Annotated in this window: 14 protein-coding genes; 11 read left to right on the top strand and 3 right to left on the bottom strand. The window is 43.4% G+C overall.

Annotation, left to right across the window (positions count from 1 at the left end; all coding sequences use genetic code 11):
• The first annotated feature begins 848 nt into the window (after positions 1–848).
• Positions 849–1,328 (top strand): 4-Cys prefix domain-containing protein, encoded by a 480-nt coding sequence (locus F6K37_RS15815; RefSeq protein WP_008189333.1) that lies wholly within the window; start codon positions 849–851, stop codon positions 1,326–1,328.
• A gap of 250 nt (positions 1,329–1,578) precedes the next feature.
• Here F6K37_RS15815 and F6K37_RS15810 read toward each other — a convergent pair whose 3' ends face one another.
• Both F6K37_RS15810 and F6K37_RS15805 read right to left on the bottom strand, forming a co-directional pair.
• Positions 1,579–2,442 carry a helix-turn-helix domain-containing protein gene (locus F6K37_RS15810; protein WP_287251109.1) on the bottom strand — a complete coding sequence of 288 codons (864 nt, stop codon included), beginning with the start codon at positions 2,440–2,442 and terminating at the stop codon, positions 1,579–1,581.
• Between the two features lie 165 nt (positions 2,443–2,607).
• On the bottom strand, positions 2,608–2,754 hold the full coding sequence (locus F6K37_RS15805; RefSeq protein ID WP_154659943.1) for a hypothetical protein: 147 nt from the start codon (positions 2,752–2,754) through the stop codon (positions 2,608–2,610).
• A gap of 233 nt (positions 2,755–2,987) precedes the next feature.
• Here F6K37_RS15805 and F6K37_RS15800 point away from each other — a divergent pair, with 233 nt between their 5' ends.
• The 4 genes from F6K37_RS15800 (at position 2,988) to F6K37_RS15785 (ending at position 9,910) form a co-directional block, all read left to right on the top strand.
• A complete protein-coding gene (locus F6K37_RS15800) occupies positions 2,988–3,617 on the top strand; it encodes a hypothetical protein (RefSeq protein WP_143764240.1) in 630 nt (209 codons plus the stop codon).
• A gap of 429 nt (positions 3,618–4,046) precedes the next feature.
• A complete protein-coding gene (locus tag F6K37_RS15795) occupies positions 4,047–5,216 on the top strand; it encodes a cysteine desulfurase family protein (RefSeq protein WP_044495099.1) in 1,170 nt (389 codons plus the stop codon).
• Between the two features lie 2,079 nt (positions 5,217–7,295).
• The gene (gene rne / locus F6K37_RS15790) at positions 7,296–9,284 is read left to right on the top strand and encodes a ribonuclease E (protein WP_287251107.1); all 1,989 of its coding nucleotides are present in this window, start codon (positions 7,296–7,298) and stop codon (positions 9,282–9,284) included.
• A complete protein-coding gene (locus F6K37_RS15785) occupies positions 9,281–9,910 on the top strand; it encodes a ribonuclease HII (protein WP_008189316.1) in 630 nt (209 codons plus the stop codon). The genes rne and F6K37_RS15785 overlap by 4 nt, the downstream gene beginning before the upstream one ends.
• Positions 9,911–9,944: 34 nt before the next feature.
• Here the strand turns inward: F6K37_RS15785 and rppA are convergent, their stop codons facing one another.
• Complete coding sequence (rppA, locus tag F6K37_RS15780; RefSeq protein WP_287251105.1) at positions 9,945–10,619, bottom strand: two-component system response regulator RppA; 675 nt, start codon at positions 10,617–10,619, stop codon at positions 9,945–9,947.
• Between the two features lie 296 nt (positions 10,620–10,915).
• Between rppA and F6K37_RS15775 the strand changes: the two genes are divergently transcribed.
• From F6K37_RS15775 to F6K37_RS15750, 6 genes are all read left to right on the top strand, one after another.
• Complete coding sequence (locus F6K37_RS15775; protein WP_287251104.1) at positions 10,916–11,623, top strand: SDR family oxidoreductase; 708 nt, start codon at positions 10,916–10,918, stop codon at positions 11,621–11,623.
• 171 nt (positions 11,624–11,794) lie between these two features.
• Positions 11,795–12,217, top strand: coding sequence for a FolB domain-containing protein (locus tag F6K37_RS15770; RefSeq protein WP_008189310.1), 423 nt, complete (start codon positions 11,795–11,797; stop codon positions 12,215–12,217).
• Positions 12,214–12,675, top strand: a complete 462-nt coding sequence (gene folK, locus F6K37_RS15765) for a 2-amino-4-hydroxy-6-hydroxymethyldihydropteridine diphosphokinase (protein WP_008189308.1) — start codon at positions 12,214–12,216, stop codon at positions 12,673–12,675. Before F6K37_RS15770 ends, folK begins: the two co-directional genes overlap by 4 nt.
• A 215-nt stretch (positions 12,676–12,890) precedes the next feature.
• Positions 12,891–13,550, top strand: coding sequence for an ATP phosphoribosyltransferase (gene hisG, locus F6K37_RS15760; protein ID WP_008189306.1), 660 nt, complete (start codon positions 12,891–12,893; stop codon positions 13,548–13,550).
• A 431-nt stretch (positions 13,551–13,981) separates the two neighbouring features.
• Complete coding sequence (locus F6K37_RS15755; protein ID WP_008189304.1) at positions 13,982–14,422, top strand: hypothetical protein; 441 nt, start codon at positions 13,982–13,984, stop codon at positions 14,420–14,422.
• 103 nt (positions 14,423–14,525) lie between these two features.
• Positions 14,526–15,299 carry a DUF1350 family protein gene (locus F6K37_RS15750; RefSeq protein WP_008189302.1) on the top strand — a complete coding sequence of 258 codons (774 nt, stop codon included), beginning with the start codon at positions 14,526–14,528 and terminating at the stop codon, positions 15,297–15,299.
• Positions 15,300–15,554 lie beyond the last annotated feature (255 nt).

Here is a 15,554-nt window from a genome sequence, read left to right as displayed (position 1 = left end):
TCTATTTTTAAGGCTTTTTGAAGTATTGTTTTTTGCTCTTGTGTCAGATAATTTTTTGCTGGCATATTTCCTATTATTGGGTTATTTATTAATTTTTATTATACCAATTTAAATGCCGAACAGCTTACCTTGGCTATTTTACATCCGTCTAAGGTTTAATATTAATAATTTAAGATTGATAATCTATCCTAAAAATCGTTAATAGCGATATCTTTATTATTTCATAATAATTAGATTTTTATCAGTAATTAAACGGAGTTAAAATTAGCTGTATTTGGTTATAGTAGTGATACCGTTATATAGCATTTTTAGTTGAGTTGTGAACATAGTCGCGCTTGGGTATTGGCAAAATGCAAGAGGCAAGAGGCAAGAAATTATATAGGGATTTTTGGTAAGGTAAAGAACTGTCATCCTTTTCAAGTGATCAGCAACAAATGCCAAATTGGCATGACAAACAATACCTAATAGACTAAGCTAATAATTAGATTGACATCCCCACGGGTTAAAACCCCGTGGATTCTGTGGTTATACTACAGCCAATGGGTTTAAACTACCTTGGCTTTAAGCCTATCAATAGACTACTAAATCCTTAGGCTATTATTAACAACCTGTCGATTAGTTTGGTGGTGGAAAAACCAATCAAAACATCTGTTCAAAACCTCTGTTGTTTTGGTATGAAGCAGGACTGGCAACCCAAAACTAAAGTAAAGTGCCATCGCGCTTGTGTCCCTCGAAGATTTTTGAGGTTTTGCGATCGCTTAAGTAGCTCATATCAGTAGCTCATATCAGTAGCTCATATCAGTAGCTCATATCAGTAGCTCATATCAGTAGCTCGTAGGTAGGGAACCATGACTTGGTGCATTAATCCCGATTGTTCTAAACCTTACAATACAGAAGATACCCTATTTTGCCAAGCCTGTGGCTCGGACTTACTCTTGGCAGAACGCTATCGCGTGATTGGGTTACTCAGTGACAAAGGTGCTTTCGGTAAAACCTATGAGGTACTTGATCACAACAGTGATCAAAAAAGTAATCACAACACTCTCAAAGTTCTCAAAGTCTTGACTGACTATCAATCTCGGGCAATTGAGCTGTTTGAGCAAGAAGCATGGGTGTTGAGTCAGCTGAATCATCCAGGAATTACCAAATCAGAAGGAACCTTTATCTTCTCCCCCAGAAACCACGAGATCAGCTTAAACTGCATGGTGCTCGAATACATTGAAGGACTAGATTTAGAGGAGTATCAGCACCAACACAACAAGCACCCTATTGACGAAACCTTAGCCTTGGAATGGCTATCCCAACTGTTGACACTCCCCGTCCTTTAAGGACGGGGAGTGTCAAATATATCTCCTTTGGTTTTCGGGTAGTCTGTGATTTGATCTAAACTTTAGCAAAGGGAACAGCGGATCACCGGAACAAAAATTATCACAATTCCTACACGGATTGCTATTTCAATCTAAACTTTTGATTTAAAGTGCAGCATTAACGCAATGGTTTATTTGTAGACAGTTTGCTTATCTTCAGCCTTGACAGTCAACCGTCAACCGTCAATCGTCAACCGTTAACAAAACCTGCTTAACACAGGACTGAACTAGACTTGGTAGTCACTCCATTACTACTGTCTTCTAAATTCTCAATAAAATGACTCCAAGGTTCTGTATAAGTTTCTGTGTAAGTTCTCGAAAAATCTAGAATAGGAGTTTCTTGTGCTGACCCAATCCAACCACTCACTGGACAAATTAACGGGAAAAGCCACTCATAGTAACTCTGGGGAAACGGAGTACTAGAGAGTTCCATGATGCTCTTATAAAATAGCCCAAACGTCCCTGGGTCAATTTTGTGCTTCTCGACAGCAACTTGGATGAATTCCTCTGGACTCAAGCCTACATAACTTTGGCAGATTGTTACCCAATTCTTTAATCGTCGCCTCGCCTTTAAGCTCAGCGAAATAAATTTAACTCCCTTGAGTTCCTCAAATTTAGGAGACTGATTTAACACCTCCTCTAGGCCGGTGGTATCCGTCGAGCCACTGAATTCCCTTTGCAACCGTTTAGCGATCGCTAAATTAATCTCAACTAATTGCTCTACTGGTCGCCACTGAAGCTCTGCCAAAATTTGCTCCATGGAAATAGGTGGTGTCAAAGTAGAGGGACTCGATTTCTTGTTCCGTTCAATAGCTTCGATCGGGTTTTCCTCACTTACCAAGAAGCTGATCAACTCTTCCGTTGTCCAACCAATACCTTTAGCCAGCCTCTCTAGCTTCTCTAAGCTGGGAGTATTATCAAAATTCATCCAATTTGTCAAGGTGTTGTTAGTGACATTGACTTGCCTAGCAAGTTCCCGGACACTACCAAATTTTTGAGCCAGTACCTTAATCAATTGACTTAGCCTTTGGTGAATTTTGCTGTGTTTTAAGGAACTGTCTTTACTTGTGTCCAATTTTTTTACCACTCTGTTCTGATGAAATAATCTAACACTTCCCGATCCGGTAAGTGTGGGCTCGGGCGTGACCATTATCGGCTTTGGTAGGGAGCACCCTGATCGAAATTGACCCCAACTGGCTATGCGATCGCATAGCCAGAAGCGAAGCGCGTCCATATAGCACTACGCATTCAAATTAGGACATTTTCTTGATGCAATAGCGAGTGGGGGAAACCACGGCAATAGCGAGTGGGGGAAACCCCCAAGACCGCGCTGCCTCCCCAAGACCGTAATGGTGCGTTTTCCGCATCTAATTATTAAATTCGCCACGGGTCGCACCTCTGCATCGCTCCTAAACTCCGAAACGTGAGTCTAGCTTACTTCTGACTTCTGACTTCTGACTTCTGACGCTAAGCGTAGCGCCATACCACCATCCTGCCAAAACATGAATGGACCATCGCTAATCTTCTCCGTGAAAACTCAGTGGCAACTCCCTGGTGGGCAAAAGAGTATCTTACGTATAATCACGGTTGTACAATATTTTTAACAAAATTAGGATGGTTGTGAAAAGGGTTGAACATCGACACCATATGTTAAAGCATCAGAACTGGGATAAAAGGGTAACCGCGAAGCAAAGCAATACCCTTAATCAGGAAAATCAGCAACTCAAAATTAAGTCAGATAAGTGCTACATTCCCATGACAAGTGGCCACGCTGGTTCTTCAACGTTAGTCCGTTGGAAGCAGAAAGTCACTACACAGAAAGTCACTACACAGAAAGTCACTACACACAATCGAGTGAATTTCTCGAGCTACCCACTGTGCCCTCCCCGCTACACCAAACCGGAGAAGCCTGTAGCTCCCCAAGAACAAGTAAGTAACTTAGAAGAAACCTGTGGTAAAATCATTCATCTGCTCTGTACATCTGACTATGGGAAACTGACTCAAGATGAATTGAACAGGAAGTGCCGGTATTCAGAACAGCGACTTGCCCAAGGACTGAAACAGCTTGAGCTTGAAAAGGTAATTCAGTTCAAGTGGGGCATGTGGGTGATCATTAATCACCAACCCATCTGTCCTAAATGTGGTCTCAAAACTCGTGTAGTTAATTCTGCCTTGACACCAGGGAAAATTAAATCAATCTGTTCAACATGTCTCGAGTTAAAGCGTATTCAGTCAAAATTGCCGTTTTGATGAACTGCACTAAATTCTTAAAGGGTGGAGTGCGTTGTGAGGAGAATGAGCAGCGAAAGCTGCCAAAAAATGGAAAATGGACAAGGAACCATCCACAAGCAGCCATTGGATAATGTGATTTATGGGATTTTCACCTGTAGCCATTGGTCATCCAAGAAAACAGTCTCAAAAACTGTTGACTCGAGATCTAGGAATCTGATTTGAGTTGTCAAACCTCTTAGGTGCGCTTTCCGTTTGCTAATTTAATTCGCCACGGGTCGCACGTGATCATGGGGTGATCAGGTGATGGGGAGGAAGTTGATAATAATGTATCCCTTAGCAGTCCTATGGAAATCAGGGAAACCATTAGTTTAATGCAGCATTCCTCCCCTCCTAACTCTACGAGTGTAGGCGGAATATCCAGCTGCAATTTTTAATCAACGAAAAACCATGCATCGCCCAATTTACCTAGACTGCCATGCCACAACACCTATGGATCAACGGGTGCTTGAGGCAATGTTACCCTACTTCACTGAACATTTTGGCAATCCATCCAGTATCAGCCATACCTATGGCTGGGAAGCTGAAGCGGCGGTGAAACAAGGGCGTCAGATTCTGGCAGATGCTATTCATGCCACACCGGTCGAGATCATTTTTACCAGTGGTGCCACAGAGGCTAACAATCTAGCCATTAAAGGGGTGGCTGAGGCATATTTAAGTAAAGGACGTCACCTGATTACCGTACAAACTGAACACAATGCTGTTCTTGACCCCTGTCATTATTTAGAAACCCTAGGGTTTGAGGTGACATTTCTACCAGTAAAAGCTGATGGACTAGTGGATTTAAGCCAGCTGGAGCAGGCTTTCCGTCCTGATACCATTTTAGTGTCAGTGATGGCAGCCAATAATGAAATTGGAGTGTTGCAGCCATTGGCCGAAATTGGGGATCTTTGTCGCCAGCATAATGTACTTTTCCATACAGATGCTGCCCAGGCTATTGGCAAAATCCCCTTGGATGTGCAGTCGATGAAGATTGATTTAATGTCCTTGACAGCCCATAAAATTTATGGACCAAAGGGCATTGGGGCTCTCTATTTCCGGCGTCGTAACCCCAGAGTAAGGCTTGCACCCCAGCTCCATGGCGGTGGGCATGAACGAGGGATGCGTTCTGGTACACTTTATACCCCTCAGATTGTGGGGTTCGCTAAGGCTATAGAACTGGGGTTAGAAGAACAACCCTCAGAATCTCAACGGTTGATGGAACTGCGGGAGAGTCTGTGGAAATCTCTCTCTAGACTAGAAGGTATCCAGATCAATGGTCATCCTACCCAGCGATTGTCCGGAAACCTTAACATTAGTGTGGAGGGAGTAGATGGCGCAGCCCTGATGCTAGGATTACAGCCTGTGGCAGCCGTTTCTTCTGGCTCAGCTTGTTCCTCGGCAACTGTAGCTCCTTCCCACGTACTATTAGCCCTAGGACATCCGGAAAATCTGGCTTATGCCTCCATCCGGTTTGGAATGGGACGCTTTAATACCATGGCGGAAATTGAGCAGGTGGCTGAGCATACGATCACAACTATTCAGTCTCTGCGGCAATCTCAAACAGTCAAAATTAATTGAACAAAATTGTTGAGCGCAGTCCCTAGCCATATTTTATAATTTGGGTGGGGTAACCGAAACCAGCTTTGAAATTGCATAGGTGCGCTCTTACTTGGCGAATTAAATTCGCCACGAGTCGCACCTGAAGCCTAAGCTTCTAGGCTACGATCAGATCGGTACGGCAGTGGTGCTATCCCGGTGAGGTTCCAACGCCCACGGGAACGGGCACCAAGAGAAAGGAGATTTCGCTCCTTAGGCACAACCAATTCCTGCAAGAACTTTAATAGATATTTTCTATTAGCGAAAGAATCCCCAACTATCAATCTTTGAATTAGTTCCGGTGCGTTCAATGTGAGTTTCCCTTGAGTTATCAAAAGAATTGATCTGCTATGATGATTGAAGCTAGCTAAGGCTGTGTGAAAATTCACCGTTAGCAGTCCGGCAGGGTCGAAGCCTATTAACTTTGGTTCTAGTGTTAACCACGACAGGACAAACCAATTCGTCGTCAATCTCTCAATGGTAGGGCGGGAATCGTCGAAACCCCAGTCAGAAAGACAAGCGGGAAACCCTTGAGTAGGCGAATCAACAGGGGATCAGGACATAACACGGAAATACGCGGGAGCGTGGTAGCCCCGTCTTTTTAAAGCGGGGAGGAAACGCGACACGGCAGTTTTAACTGCCGTCAAAAAAAATGTATAATGATGATGTGAGTACAGGCAGACGCCTATGTGATGAAGCGACTCTAGTACCGGAGAGATACCGACCCTCAACGATTACATTGCGCTAATCCTCTTGTGAACGGGTAAATAATTGCAGATCGCAGAGCGTACCGAACTGGCTAAGTGGTAGTACCTGGAAAGCATAATTTTTGCAAGAAAAGTAGCGGGAACTGTTGGGATTGAACTGACTGACAGAACTCAGTAGGGGCGCTTTGACTACGCCTGTAAGATTCGTTTATGGATTCTTAACGAATCCCCGCGTCTAAAGATCGGGGAGTGTCAAATCCCCAACAAGGCAAACATGTGTGCCTGTAAACCCTAAATCTAAGCAGTAAAGCTGCTGAAACAGGGAGATTCAGGAGATATAGACAGAAACCCTGAAGAATATCTTGACCTCTAGTCAGGAAATACTCAAGCTAATAAAAAATCAGAACTTTTGGATAGATTGGTGCCAATTCGGTAGTTTGTGGTAAATCCCGAACAATGCCGATAAGGGGTCAACTGACTTGTAAGTCCTAATCAATGATTCTCCGGAAGTTTCCGGAAAGTCGTCGGATTTACCTGGTATAATTGCCGTAACAGCCACAGAAGCTTGAGATTTGGGAGTCTGCTGATAAAGACTCCAGAAGCAATAATCGAGCTGAGAGCCATTGAAGTATCAAACAATAGTTAAGTTATTCTGTAGTAAATGCATTGGCTGTAAGCAAAAGCGCTTTTGGGATTTTTTCCTGAAAGCCAAAAGAGATACCTCCTCGTCAATTAACAATTGACGTGCTATACACGGCTTCCGGCATCTGCCGAGAATTACCGGGTTAAATTTATCTGTATGAAGCAGTTGTGGAAAAACTCAAGTTAATTAGGTGCCCTTGACCTTGGCGAATTAAATTCGCTGTTTGTCCGCGCCTCCAAGGCCGCGAGGGATTGCTCGCGGCCTTGGGTCGCGCCTTCGGGTCGCACCTCAAAAATTTTCGACTTTGGGACAGAAGATCCTAGTGGAAAGCGAGTCTTAAAGTATAGAACCAATGTCGCGCCTCCAAGTGGTACAATCAACAGAGCCGCTACAATCCCATTCACCAAACCACAAAACCCCCTGTCAGCACCCCCCTCTAAACAGAAGGGGCTTCGAGACAGTTTCAGGGCCATTGACTACAGCCATTAACTACAGCCATTAACTACAGCCATTGACTACAGCCATTGACTAAAGTTGTCCCTCAAACAATGAGCAACAAAATACTCTAATTATTCATAGTATATTTATTAGTCCCTGTGGCCGATCAGTTTAATGGCAGTAAATCACCGAACATTTCAGACCTAGAAATAGAGTACGACTCCTATCGTTAACTGTAGGACTAAGCGTACTACCAAGTTTTGAGGAAATTGCATGCCAAAGCAAATTATTATTGCAGAGCAACATCAACTTGCTGCTGTATTTTGGGAAGATCAAATTCAAGAACTAGTAGTTGCCACCGGTAATCACCAGGTCGGTGATATTTATCTCGGCGTTGTAGAAAATGTCTTACCGGGTATTGATGCAGCATTTGTCAACATTGGTGATCCCGATCGCAATGGTTTTATTCATGTGACAGACTTAGGACCATTGCGCTTGAAACGCCGGTCTGGTGCGATCACCGAACTGCTGACTCCCCAGCAGAAGGTGTTGGTACAAGTGATGAAAGAACCCACTGGTAACAAAGGGCCAAGGCTCACAGGTAATATTAGCTTACCCGGTCGCTATTTGGTGCTGATGCCTTATGGCCGAGGAGTGAACTTGTCTCGGCGGATTAAGAGCGAAAGTGAACGCAATCGCCTCAGAGCTCTAGCAATTCTAATCAAACCATCGGGCATGGGAGTGCTGGTGCGCACCGAAGCTGAAGGCAGAGCCGAAGAAGCCATTATGGAAGATTTGGAAAACCTGCAAAAACAATGGGAAGCTGTCCAGCTCGAAGCAACCTCTACCAGAGCACCAGCCCTACTTAATCGGGATGATGATTTTATTCAGCGTGTCCTCCGGGATATGTACACTGCTGATGTTAATCGGATTGTGGTCGATTCTAGTACTGCAGTCAAACGGGTTAAACAACACTTGTTGAGCTGGAGCGGAGGTCAAGCACCAGAAGGGGTCTTGATTGACCATCATCGCGATCGCATGCCAATTTTGGCATACTTCCGGGTCAATGCTGCAATTCGAGAAGCCCTCAAGCCAAGAGTAGATTTACCATCTGGTGGCTACATTATCATTGAACCTACCGAAGCCCTAACTGTAATTGATGTGAACTCTGGTTCCTTTACCCGCTCAGCTACAGCACGGGAAACGGTTCTGTGGACTAACTGTGAGGCAGCAACAGAAATTGCCCGCCAGCTGCGCCTACGTAACCTAGCTGGGGTGATCGTTGTTGACTTTATTGATATGGACACTAGGCGGGATCAGTTGCAGGTTCTCGAACACTTCAATCAAGCCCTAAAAGAGGACAAAGCCCGACCACAGATTGCCCAGCTTTCGGAACTTGGCTTAGTGGAACTGACTCGCAAGCGCCAAGGGCAAAATATTTACGAGTTGTTTGGTAAAGCCTGCGCTACCTGTGGCGGGTTAGGTCATCTGGTACATCTTCCCGGTGAAGTGGAAGCAGAAGCACTAGAGACCTTAGCACCGATCCCGTTACCGACGGAGCGAAGCATTCCAGAGTTCCCCGAACCCGTAGAGTTATCTCCTGAGAATGATCAGGAGTTGGACTTGCTCAATCACCCCAGTTATCAGGAACGGGGAGCGGTAAATAATCGCCGCCGCCGCCGCCGTCGTATTGATGACCCCGTGATTAGGGAAGAACCAATTACTAGGGGAGTAAATAGGGTGATCTCTGTCTCATCCAACTTTGATGCCATCACAGAAGCCGAGGTATCCACCTCAGGAGTAGAAAAACCCCAGCTAGTCAAGTTTGCTCAAGAGAAGGAACCACCAGAATTGGTCAGGGTTGAAATGAGCCCAGAAGAACAAGATGTTTATGGGTTGATGGGCATTTCCCCTATACTACATTTAGACCGAGAGGTGAAAGATCCTAGGTCAGCAATTATCTCAGTGTTACTGCCGGGAGAAAAAATCGAGGATAATGAAGAAGAATTATCCAATACAACTACCGATTCAACTACCGATTCAACTACTGATTTAACTACCGATTCAACTACCGATTCAACTAATAGTCAATCCTCCATCGACGATCAGCTAGAGTTAGATGAATCAGAATTGGTGCAATCTACTGCTGCCACACCAATTCCAGAAACTGAATCTGATCAACTGAGTACTACCAATGGCACTATTAACAGTCCCCCCATAGTGCGCCGCCGCCGTCGCCGTTCTTCAGCATTGGATAAATGAACACGGACAAAGCCACTGAAGTGTGTGAGTTACCGGATTTATCCGGTACTCCCTCCTTAGTGGCTGGAGTAGATGAAGTAGGGCGAGGTGCCTTATTTGGTCCAGTGGTGGCAGCAGCAGTGATTTTACCTGTATCTGTCCTGCCACAACTGGCTCTAGCTGGCGTTAAAGATAGTAAAAAGTTGTCCCGGAAACGACGCCAAAGGCTGTCTGAAGAAATTCAGGGATTGGCACTGGATTGGACTATTGGTTATGCCACTAGTGCAGAAATTGACCAGCTCAATATCTTACAGGCGTCATTGTTAGCTATGAAACGGGCTGTGCTTAAATTAAAAGTTAAGCCCGATATTTGTCTGATTGATGGGTTACAGGTGTTGCCAGATTTACCGATAGCACAACGAAATCTAGTAAAGGGGGATCAGCGATCGCTTCATATTGCAGCGGCCAGTATTGTAGCCAAGGTGTGGCGTGATGATTTAATCATTCGTCTAGCTGCCAAGTATTCAGAGTATGATTTGACAGCAAACATGGGCTATGGTACCAAAAAGCATCGGTTAGCACTACAAAAATACGGACCATGTCGGCTGCATCGCATGTCCTTTAGCCCCTGTAGTATAACTTGTTAACAAGTTAAATAAGTTGTTTATTAACAAATAACAATCAACCAAACCGATAACCCTTACCATAAACTGTATGGATCAGGGGGGCGGAACCCTTAATTTCGATTTTGCGACGCAACAAACGAACTAGAGCAGCTAAATTGTTACTTTTTGGGATTTCCTCGGATGGCCACAAATGTTGATAAATTTGCTTGTGAGATAATAATAGACCAACATGGCTCATGAAGTACCCTAGCAGTTGACTTTCTTTTTCCGATAGCTCAATTGGGTGTCCGTGGCGATAAGCAATTTGATTGTTTAAGTCTAATTCTAATTGTCCAACCCGTAACCGCTGGCTGGGATGGGCATCAGTCGCAGCAGAACGCCGAAGCAGAGCCCGGACTCTAGCGAGTAACTCCCGCAGTTCAAATGGTTTAACTAGATAGTCGTCAGCACCAGCATCTAATCCCATGACTCGGTCATCTACAGTGTCCTTGGCGGTTAGAAAAAGAACTGGGGTAGTGGCGTCATGCGATCGCATTTGTTGGCAAATTTCCAACCCAGAAATGTGCGGTAGCATCCAGTCTAAGATTAACAAGTCATAAGCGCCAAGGGCAGCTAACTCATTTCCTGACGCCCCATTATAAGCCACATCTACAGTGTAACCTTCACGAGTTAATACCCGAGACAGGGGGTCAGTCAGCTCAATTTCATCATCTACTAATAGGATACGCATTTTTTAGCGATCAGCAATTAATCGATTTTGTTGATAGTTGACGGTTGACGGTTCACTATCAATAGGTGCGACCCGAAGGCGCGCGCCTTGAGCTAATTTAATTCGCCAAGGTCAAGCGCACCTAAGTAAAAATTATACGACTTACGCAGGTACTCTATCTGTAGCGTGGGTTATTAACGAACTTGTAAACACCCAATTTATTGATAAATGGGATCAGCTACTTGATATACTGTCTTAGTTAAGATACAGTTAATCACAAGGTAATTATCATTTAAAGGCTAGAAAGACAAACCAGTATGGCTTGGGCATTGGTTACAGGTGGCAGCAAAAGGATTGGTAAAGCGATCGCATTAGACTTAGCGAAACAGGGCTATGATCTAGCGATTCATTACAACAGTTCTCGCCAAGACGCGGAAATCCTAGGGGAACAGATCCAGTCCCTAGACCGAAATTGTCGGTTTTACCAAGCTGATCTAACCTGTGACCAAGATATGCTCAATCTTTTGCCAAAGGTGAAAGCAGATGTTCCTGAGCTTGATGTGTTGGTGAATAATGCTTCTATTTTTGAACCAGCAACCCTAAAAGAAACGGAACTTGACTTGTTTGACAGTCACTTTGCTGTAAACTTTAAGGCTCCGTATTTCTTTACCCGTGATTTTGCTCGTCTTTATCAAAAAGGGAACATTATCAATATTATTGATACCAGAATCAACAAGAATGATTTTTCCTATTCTGCTTATACATTAGCTAAGAAAGCCTTGGCTAACTTAACCGAAATGGCAGCTTGGGAATTAGCTCCAAATATTCGAGTGAATGGAATTTGCCCTGGGTGGATTTTACTTCCAGCCGGGGCAAGTGAACAGTATATCGAAAAACTTAGACAAAGAGTACCCATGCATAGCCAGGGCAATGAGTCGCAGATTTGTCAGGCTGTTCGCTATTTGCTCTCTAATCAATTTGTTACCGGACAGTTATTATTTGTAGATGGTGGTCAACATTTGTAATCAACTGTAAGCCCTAAGCTTTTCAATTATAACTGATATCTGATAACTGATATCTGATTCTGCTAGCTGAAGGCACCTCAAGTAGCGTGGGCGTAGCGCATCAGCTGATGGCTGATAGCTTACGGCTGATAGCTGACAATAAACTTAATCAAGACTAGATACATCAAAGATATGACACAACTTACTGATATTACATCAATAAAAGTTAATGATTTCGGGAGCAAAAAACAACACAGTTATGTTGAAGCGCTGCTGGAGATAAAAAATTTAAGACTCAGAACGATAATTGGCTTTAATGACTGGGAAAGAAAAACTAAACAAGATGTTGTGATTAATATTAAGGCTGGCTTTACCCCAGGAAATTCTACAAAAAGCGATCGCGTTGAAGATACCCTAAATTATAAAACCCTAACTAAGCGTGTAATTAAAGCAGTGGAAGAAAGTGAGTTTAATTTACTAGAAAAGCTAACCCAGATGATTTTAGATATTGTAATGGAAAATCACCGGATAATATGGGCTAAGGTTAAAGTTGATAAACCTTTTGCTTTGCGATTTTCCGATTCTGTGTCTATAGAATTGAGTGCTAAACGATGAATGAAGTGGTAGTGAATGAAGTGGTAGTGAATGAAGTGGTAGTAAGTGTTGGCTCTAACATTGAACCTAATAAAAATGTAAAGCTAGCAAAAGATAAATTATCAAAAATTGATAATTTTGTTAATGAATCTCGATTTTACCTAACAAAACCCATAGGCTTTACTGATCAACCGGATTTTCTAAATGGTGCCTTTTTAATTCATACAGAAGACGGTTTTGAGACCTTTCGTCAAAAACTTAAACAAGTCGAAATTGACCAAGGGCGGGTTAAGCAAGAGGTGCGACCCGTGGCGAATTTAATTCGCCAACGGAAAGCGCACCTACCCAATAAAAATGGACCGCGCTGTATAGATTTAGACATTGTGGTCTGGAATCGAAGGATTGTTGATCCTGACTTTTATCAGCGGGATTTCATTAAAAAAACTGTGCTAGAGCTGATTCCTGATTTAAACGTTTAACAAATAACTAATGACTTACCCCCCGGAATCATAAGTATTCAACAGGTGCGACAATCAAGCGAATTTAATTCTTAGTGCTAAGAGCGCACCTAAGGACATGATCGGGTTGGTGATAATTTGAGGAGCACGGGCTTCTATAATTGAGCTTCTACAGGTATAGTTGATCTGATCAGTGAACTAATTGACCCCCTGCCAAAGCTCCCGAAGCTCCTTATATGATTACCATCGCATTACCCAAAGGCGCACTCCTAAAAGACAGCATCAAGCTACTGCAATCCGTTGGCTTAGACTTTAGTACCTTCCTAGACTCCGCCAACCGCCAACTCCAGATTCAAGACCCCAGTCAAACTGCTCAAGCTCTACTGGTACGAGCTCAAGATGTACCGGTTTACGTGGAATATGGTCAAGCTCAGTTGGGGATAGTTGGTTACGATGTGCTACGGGAAAAAACCCCGGCAGTGGCTACTTTAGGTGACTTACACTTTGGTTATTGTCGCATGTCATTGGCAGTTCGTGCAGCTAGCTCTTATCTAAGCCCTTTGGATTTGCCAGCTCATGGTCGCGTAGCCTCCAAGTTTGTTCACTGTGCTCGGGAATATTTCAATAACCTGGATTTGCCAGTGGAAATTATCCCACTCTATGGTTCTGTTGAACTTGGTCCGATTACTGGGATGTCGGAGGCAATTGTGGACTTGGTGTCCACAGGTCGTACCTTGAAAGAGAATGGCTTGATTGAAATTGACATTTTGTATGAGAGTACAGCACGACTGATTGCCCATCCCATCAGTTATCGCCTCAATACTGATGGTATGAACAATTTGATTGAGCAGATTCGAGACTTGACTCAGGTCAGTGCTGAGTCCTTAGTGAGTTAGTTATGAGTCTTTAATCAGTAGGGTGCCTTATTAACGCACCCTTACAACTAGAGTTATTCCGTAAGTACTGTAGAGTTGTTTAGCATAAACCTTTACAAAGTAATGCGACACTTATAATATATGATAAATGACATAAAAATAATCATAGTGATTAACTAATAAAGTCTCAATATGATTCATATTAGTTGTCAATCTATCTATCAAGAATAGCATTTTTTTATAAAATTAGTACGCCTCATCTTCTTCATCTCCCCTCTCCCTATAGTTGCCTATAGACTGTTACCTCACTAGACACTTTCGGGAATTGTATGGATAAGTGCCGCTAACCAGTTTTCCTGATACTGCCCCATAAGCAGTGCTAATTGTCATGGGCACTCAAGATGTGTTCTCAACTGTGTGCTCATAATCATCTCAACTAAACGAGACTCAAGATGAAGGTAAAAAATACGTTAATTGCTGCTGCAACTGCTATGGTTTTGGCTTTTGCTTCAGGGTTAAATGCTCAAGAACCAGTTATTGGTGATATCAACACCGGATCAGAATTGATTACCTCGGCAATTCAAGGCTTAGCTTCTAACAAGCAAATCATTAATGAGTGCGGTAAAGAGTTAATAATTGAAGATATTACTAGTGTTACTCAAGATTTACCTAATATCGAAGCCTACCCTACACTAGGAGAAATTCAATACAGGATTTCCTTCACACCTGGAGCTAATACTAATCCTAGCTACTGCGCTGGTAGCTTCAAGAGTCGCATGAAGTTAAAATTAAACGGGCGATACCTTAATCCTAGGGGTGCAGAATTATTATCTACTCCCAACACTTATGAATTTCGATTCATGATACCAGGTCAAGAAAACACTCAATTGTAAATTCAGAATGCCTAAATTTTATATGATACTACATTAATAAAGTACTCTAGGGTACTCTACAAACTTCTTTACAATAAAAGAGGTAAACCCTGTAGAGTATGGCATGGACTGGCAAGAGATATCTGGTAACTGGGTTTTAATCCCCAATCGTCCCACCGGGATTATCCATTTCCTGGGTGGGGCGTTTATTGCTACAGCACCCCACGTAACTTACCGATTGTTACTGGAAAAATTAGCAGCTCAACGGTATGCAGTGATTGCGACACCGTTTGTGAATACCCTCGACCATATTGCGATCGCACGAGATGTACTCAACCGCTTCGAGACTACTCTAAATCGCTTACAGGTAACCAATGTTTTAAGGAAACGGTATCTACCCATCTATGGTATTGGCCACAGCATGGGGTGCAAACTGCATTTGTTGATTGGCAGCCTCTTCAGTGTAGAGCGAGCTGGTAATATCTTGATTTCCTATAACAACTATTCCGCTGACCGTGCCATTCCCTTTGTGGAACAGTTAAACCTAAATCCTATCTTCCAGGTCGAGTTTACTCCCTCACCCCAAGAAACTAACTATCTGATTACTCAACGCTATCAAATCCAGCGTAATTTACTGATTAAATTCACTGATGACGAGATTGACCAAAGTGTTAGCTTGACCCAAACCTTGCAGAAACGTTTTCCAAATATGGTTGCCCTACAGCGGATACCAGGAAATCATTTAACACCTTTAGGGCAAGATGTCACGTTAAACCCAGGAGCAGTTTTTACCCCATTGGATGCCGTAGGTCAGTGGGTCAAGCAAGAAGTCTATCGCGATTTAAATCGCTTGCAACGGGAAATTTTGCGATGGTTGAATCCTCTAGCAGTGGCCTAATGTTGAAGGTTTAAGGTTGAAGGTTTAAGGTTGAAGGTTTAAGGTTAGTAGGTTCAAGGTTAGCTGGTTCAAGGTTAGTAGGTTCAAGGTTGAAGGTTAGCAGGTTGAAGGTTAGCAGGTTGTTCGCCGTTAGAGTCGATGTCCCCTATTACGGGGAGCACCTCTCCTTCAGAACCGTGCATGAAACTTTCGTCTCACACGGCTCCTAGATATTCTTAGCTGAGGTGCGACCCAGGGGCAGTTTATCTGCCCATT

The organism is Moorena sp. SIO4E2, assembly GCF_010671945.1.
GTDB lineage: Bacteria > Cyanobacteriota > Cyanobacteriia > Cyanobacteriales > Coleofasciculaceae > Moorena > Moorena producens.
This window is presented reverse-complemented; position numbering and strand designations above follow the sequence as displayed.

Excerpts from the sequence above, each read along its gene's own strand:
- F6K37_RS15815 (WP_008189333.1), top strand. The coding sequence starts at position 849 with ATGACTTGGTGCATTAATCCCGATTGTTCTAAACCTTACAATACAGAA.
- F6K37_RS15795 (WP_044495099.1), top strand. The coding sequence starts at position 4,047 with ATGCATCGCCCAATTTACCTAGACTGCCATGCCACAACACCTATGGAT.
- rne (WP_287251107.1), top strand. The coding sequence starts at position 7,296 with ATGCCAAAGCAAATTATTATTGCAGAGCAACATCAACTTGCTGCTGTA.
- F6K37_RS15785 (WP_008189316.1), top strand. The coding sequence starts at position 9,281 with ATGAACACGGACAAAGCCACTGAAGTGTGTGAGTTACCGGATTTATCC.
- rppA (WP_287251105.1), bottom strand. The coding sequence starts at position 10,619 with ATGCGTATCCTATTAGTAGATGATGAAATTGAGCTGACTGACCCCCTG.
- F6K37_RS15775 (WP_287251104.1), top strand. The coding sequence starts at position 10,916 with ATGGCTTGGGCATTGGTTACAGGTGGCAGCAAAAGGATTGGTAAAGCG.
- F6K37_RS15770 (WP_008189310.1), top strand. The coding sequence starts at position 11,795 with ATGACACAACTTACTGATATTACATCAATAAAAGTTAATGATTTCGGG.
- folK (WP_008189308.1), top strand. The coding sequence starts at position 12,214 with ATGAATGAAGTGGTAGTGAATGAAGTGGTAGTGAATGAAGTGGTAGTA.
- hisG (WP_008189306.1), top strand. The coding sequence starts at position 12,891 with ATGATTACCATCGCATTACCCAAAGGCGCACTCCTAAAAGACAGCATC.
- F6K37_RS15755 (WP_008189304.1), top strand. The coding sequence starts at position 13,982 with ATGAAGGTAAAAAATACGTTAATTGCTGCTGCAACTGCTATGGTTTTG.
- F6K37_RS15750 (WP_008189302.1), top strand. The coding sequence starts at position 14,526 with ATGGACTGGCAAGAGATATCTGGTAACTGGGTTTTAATCCCCAATCGT.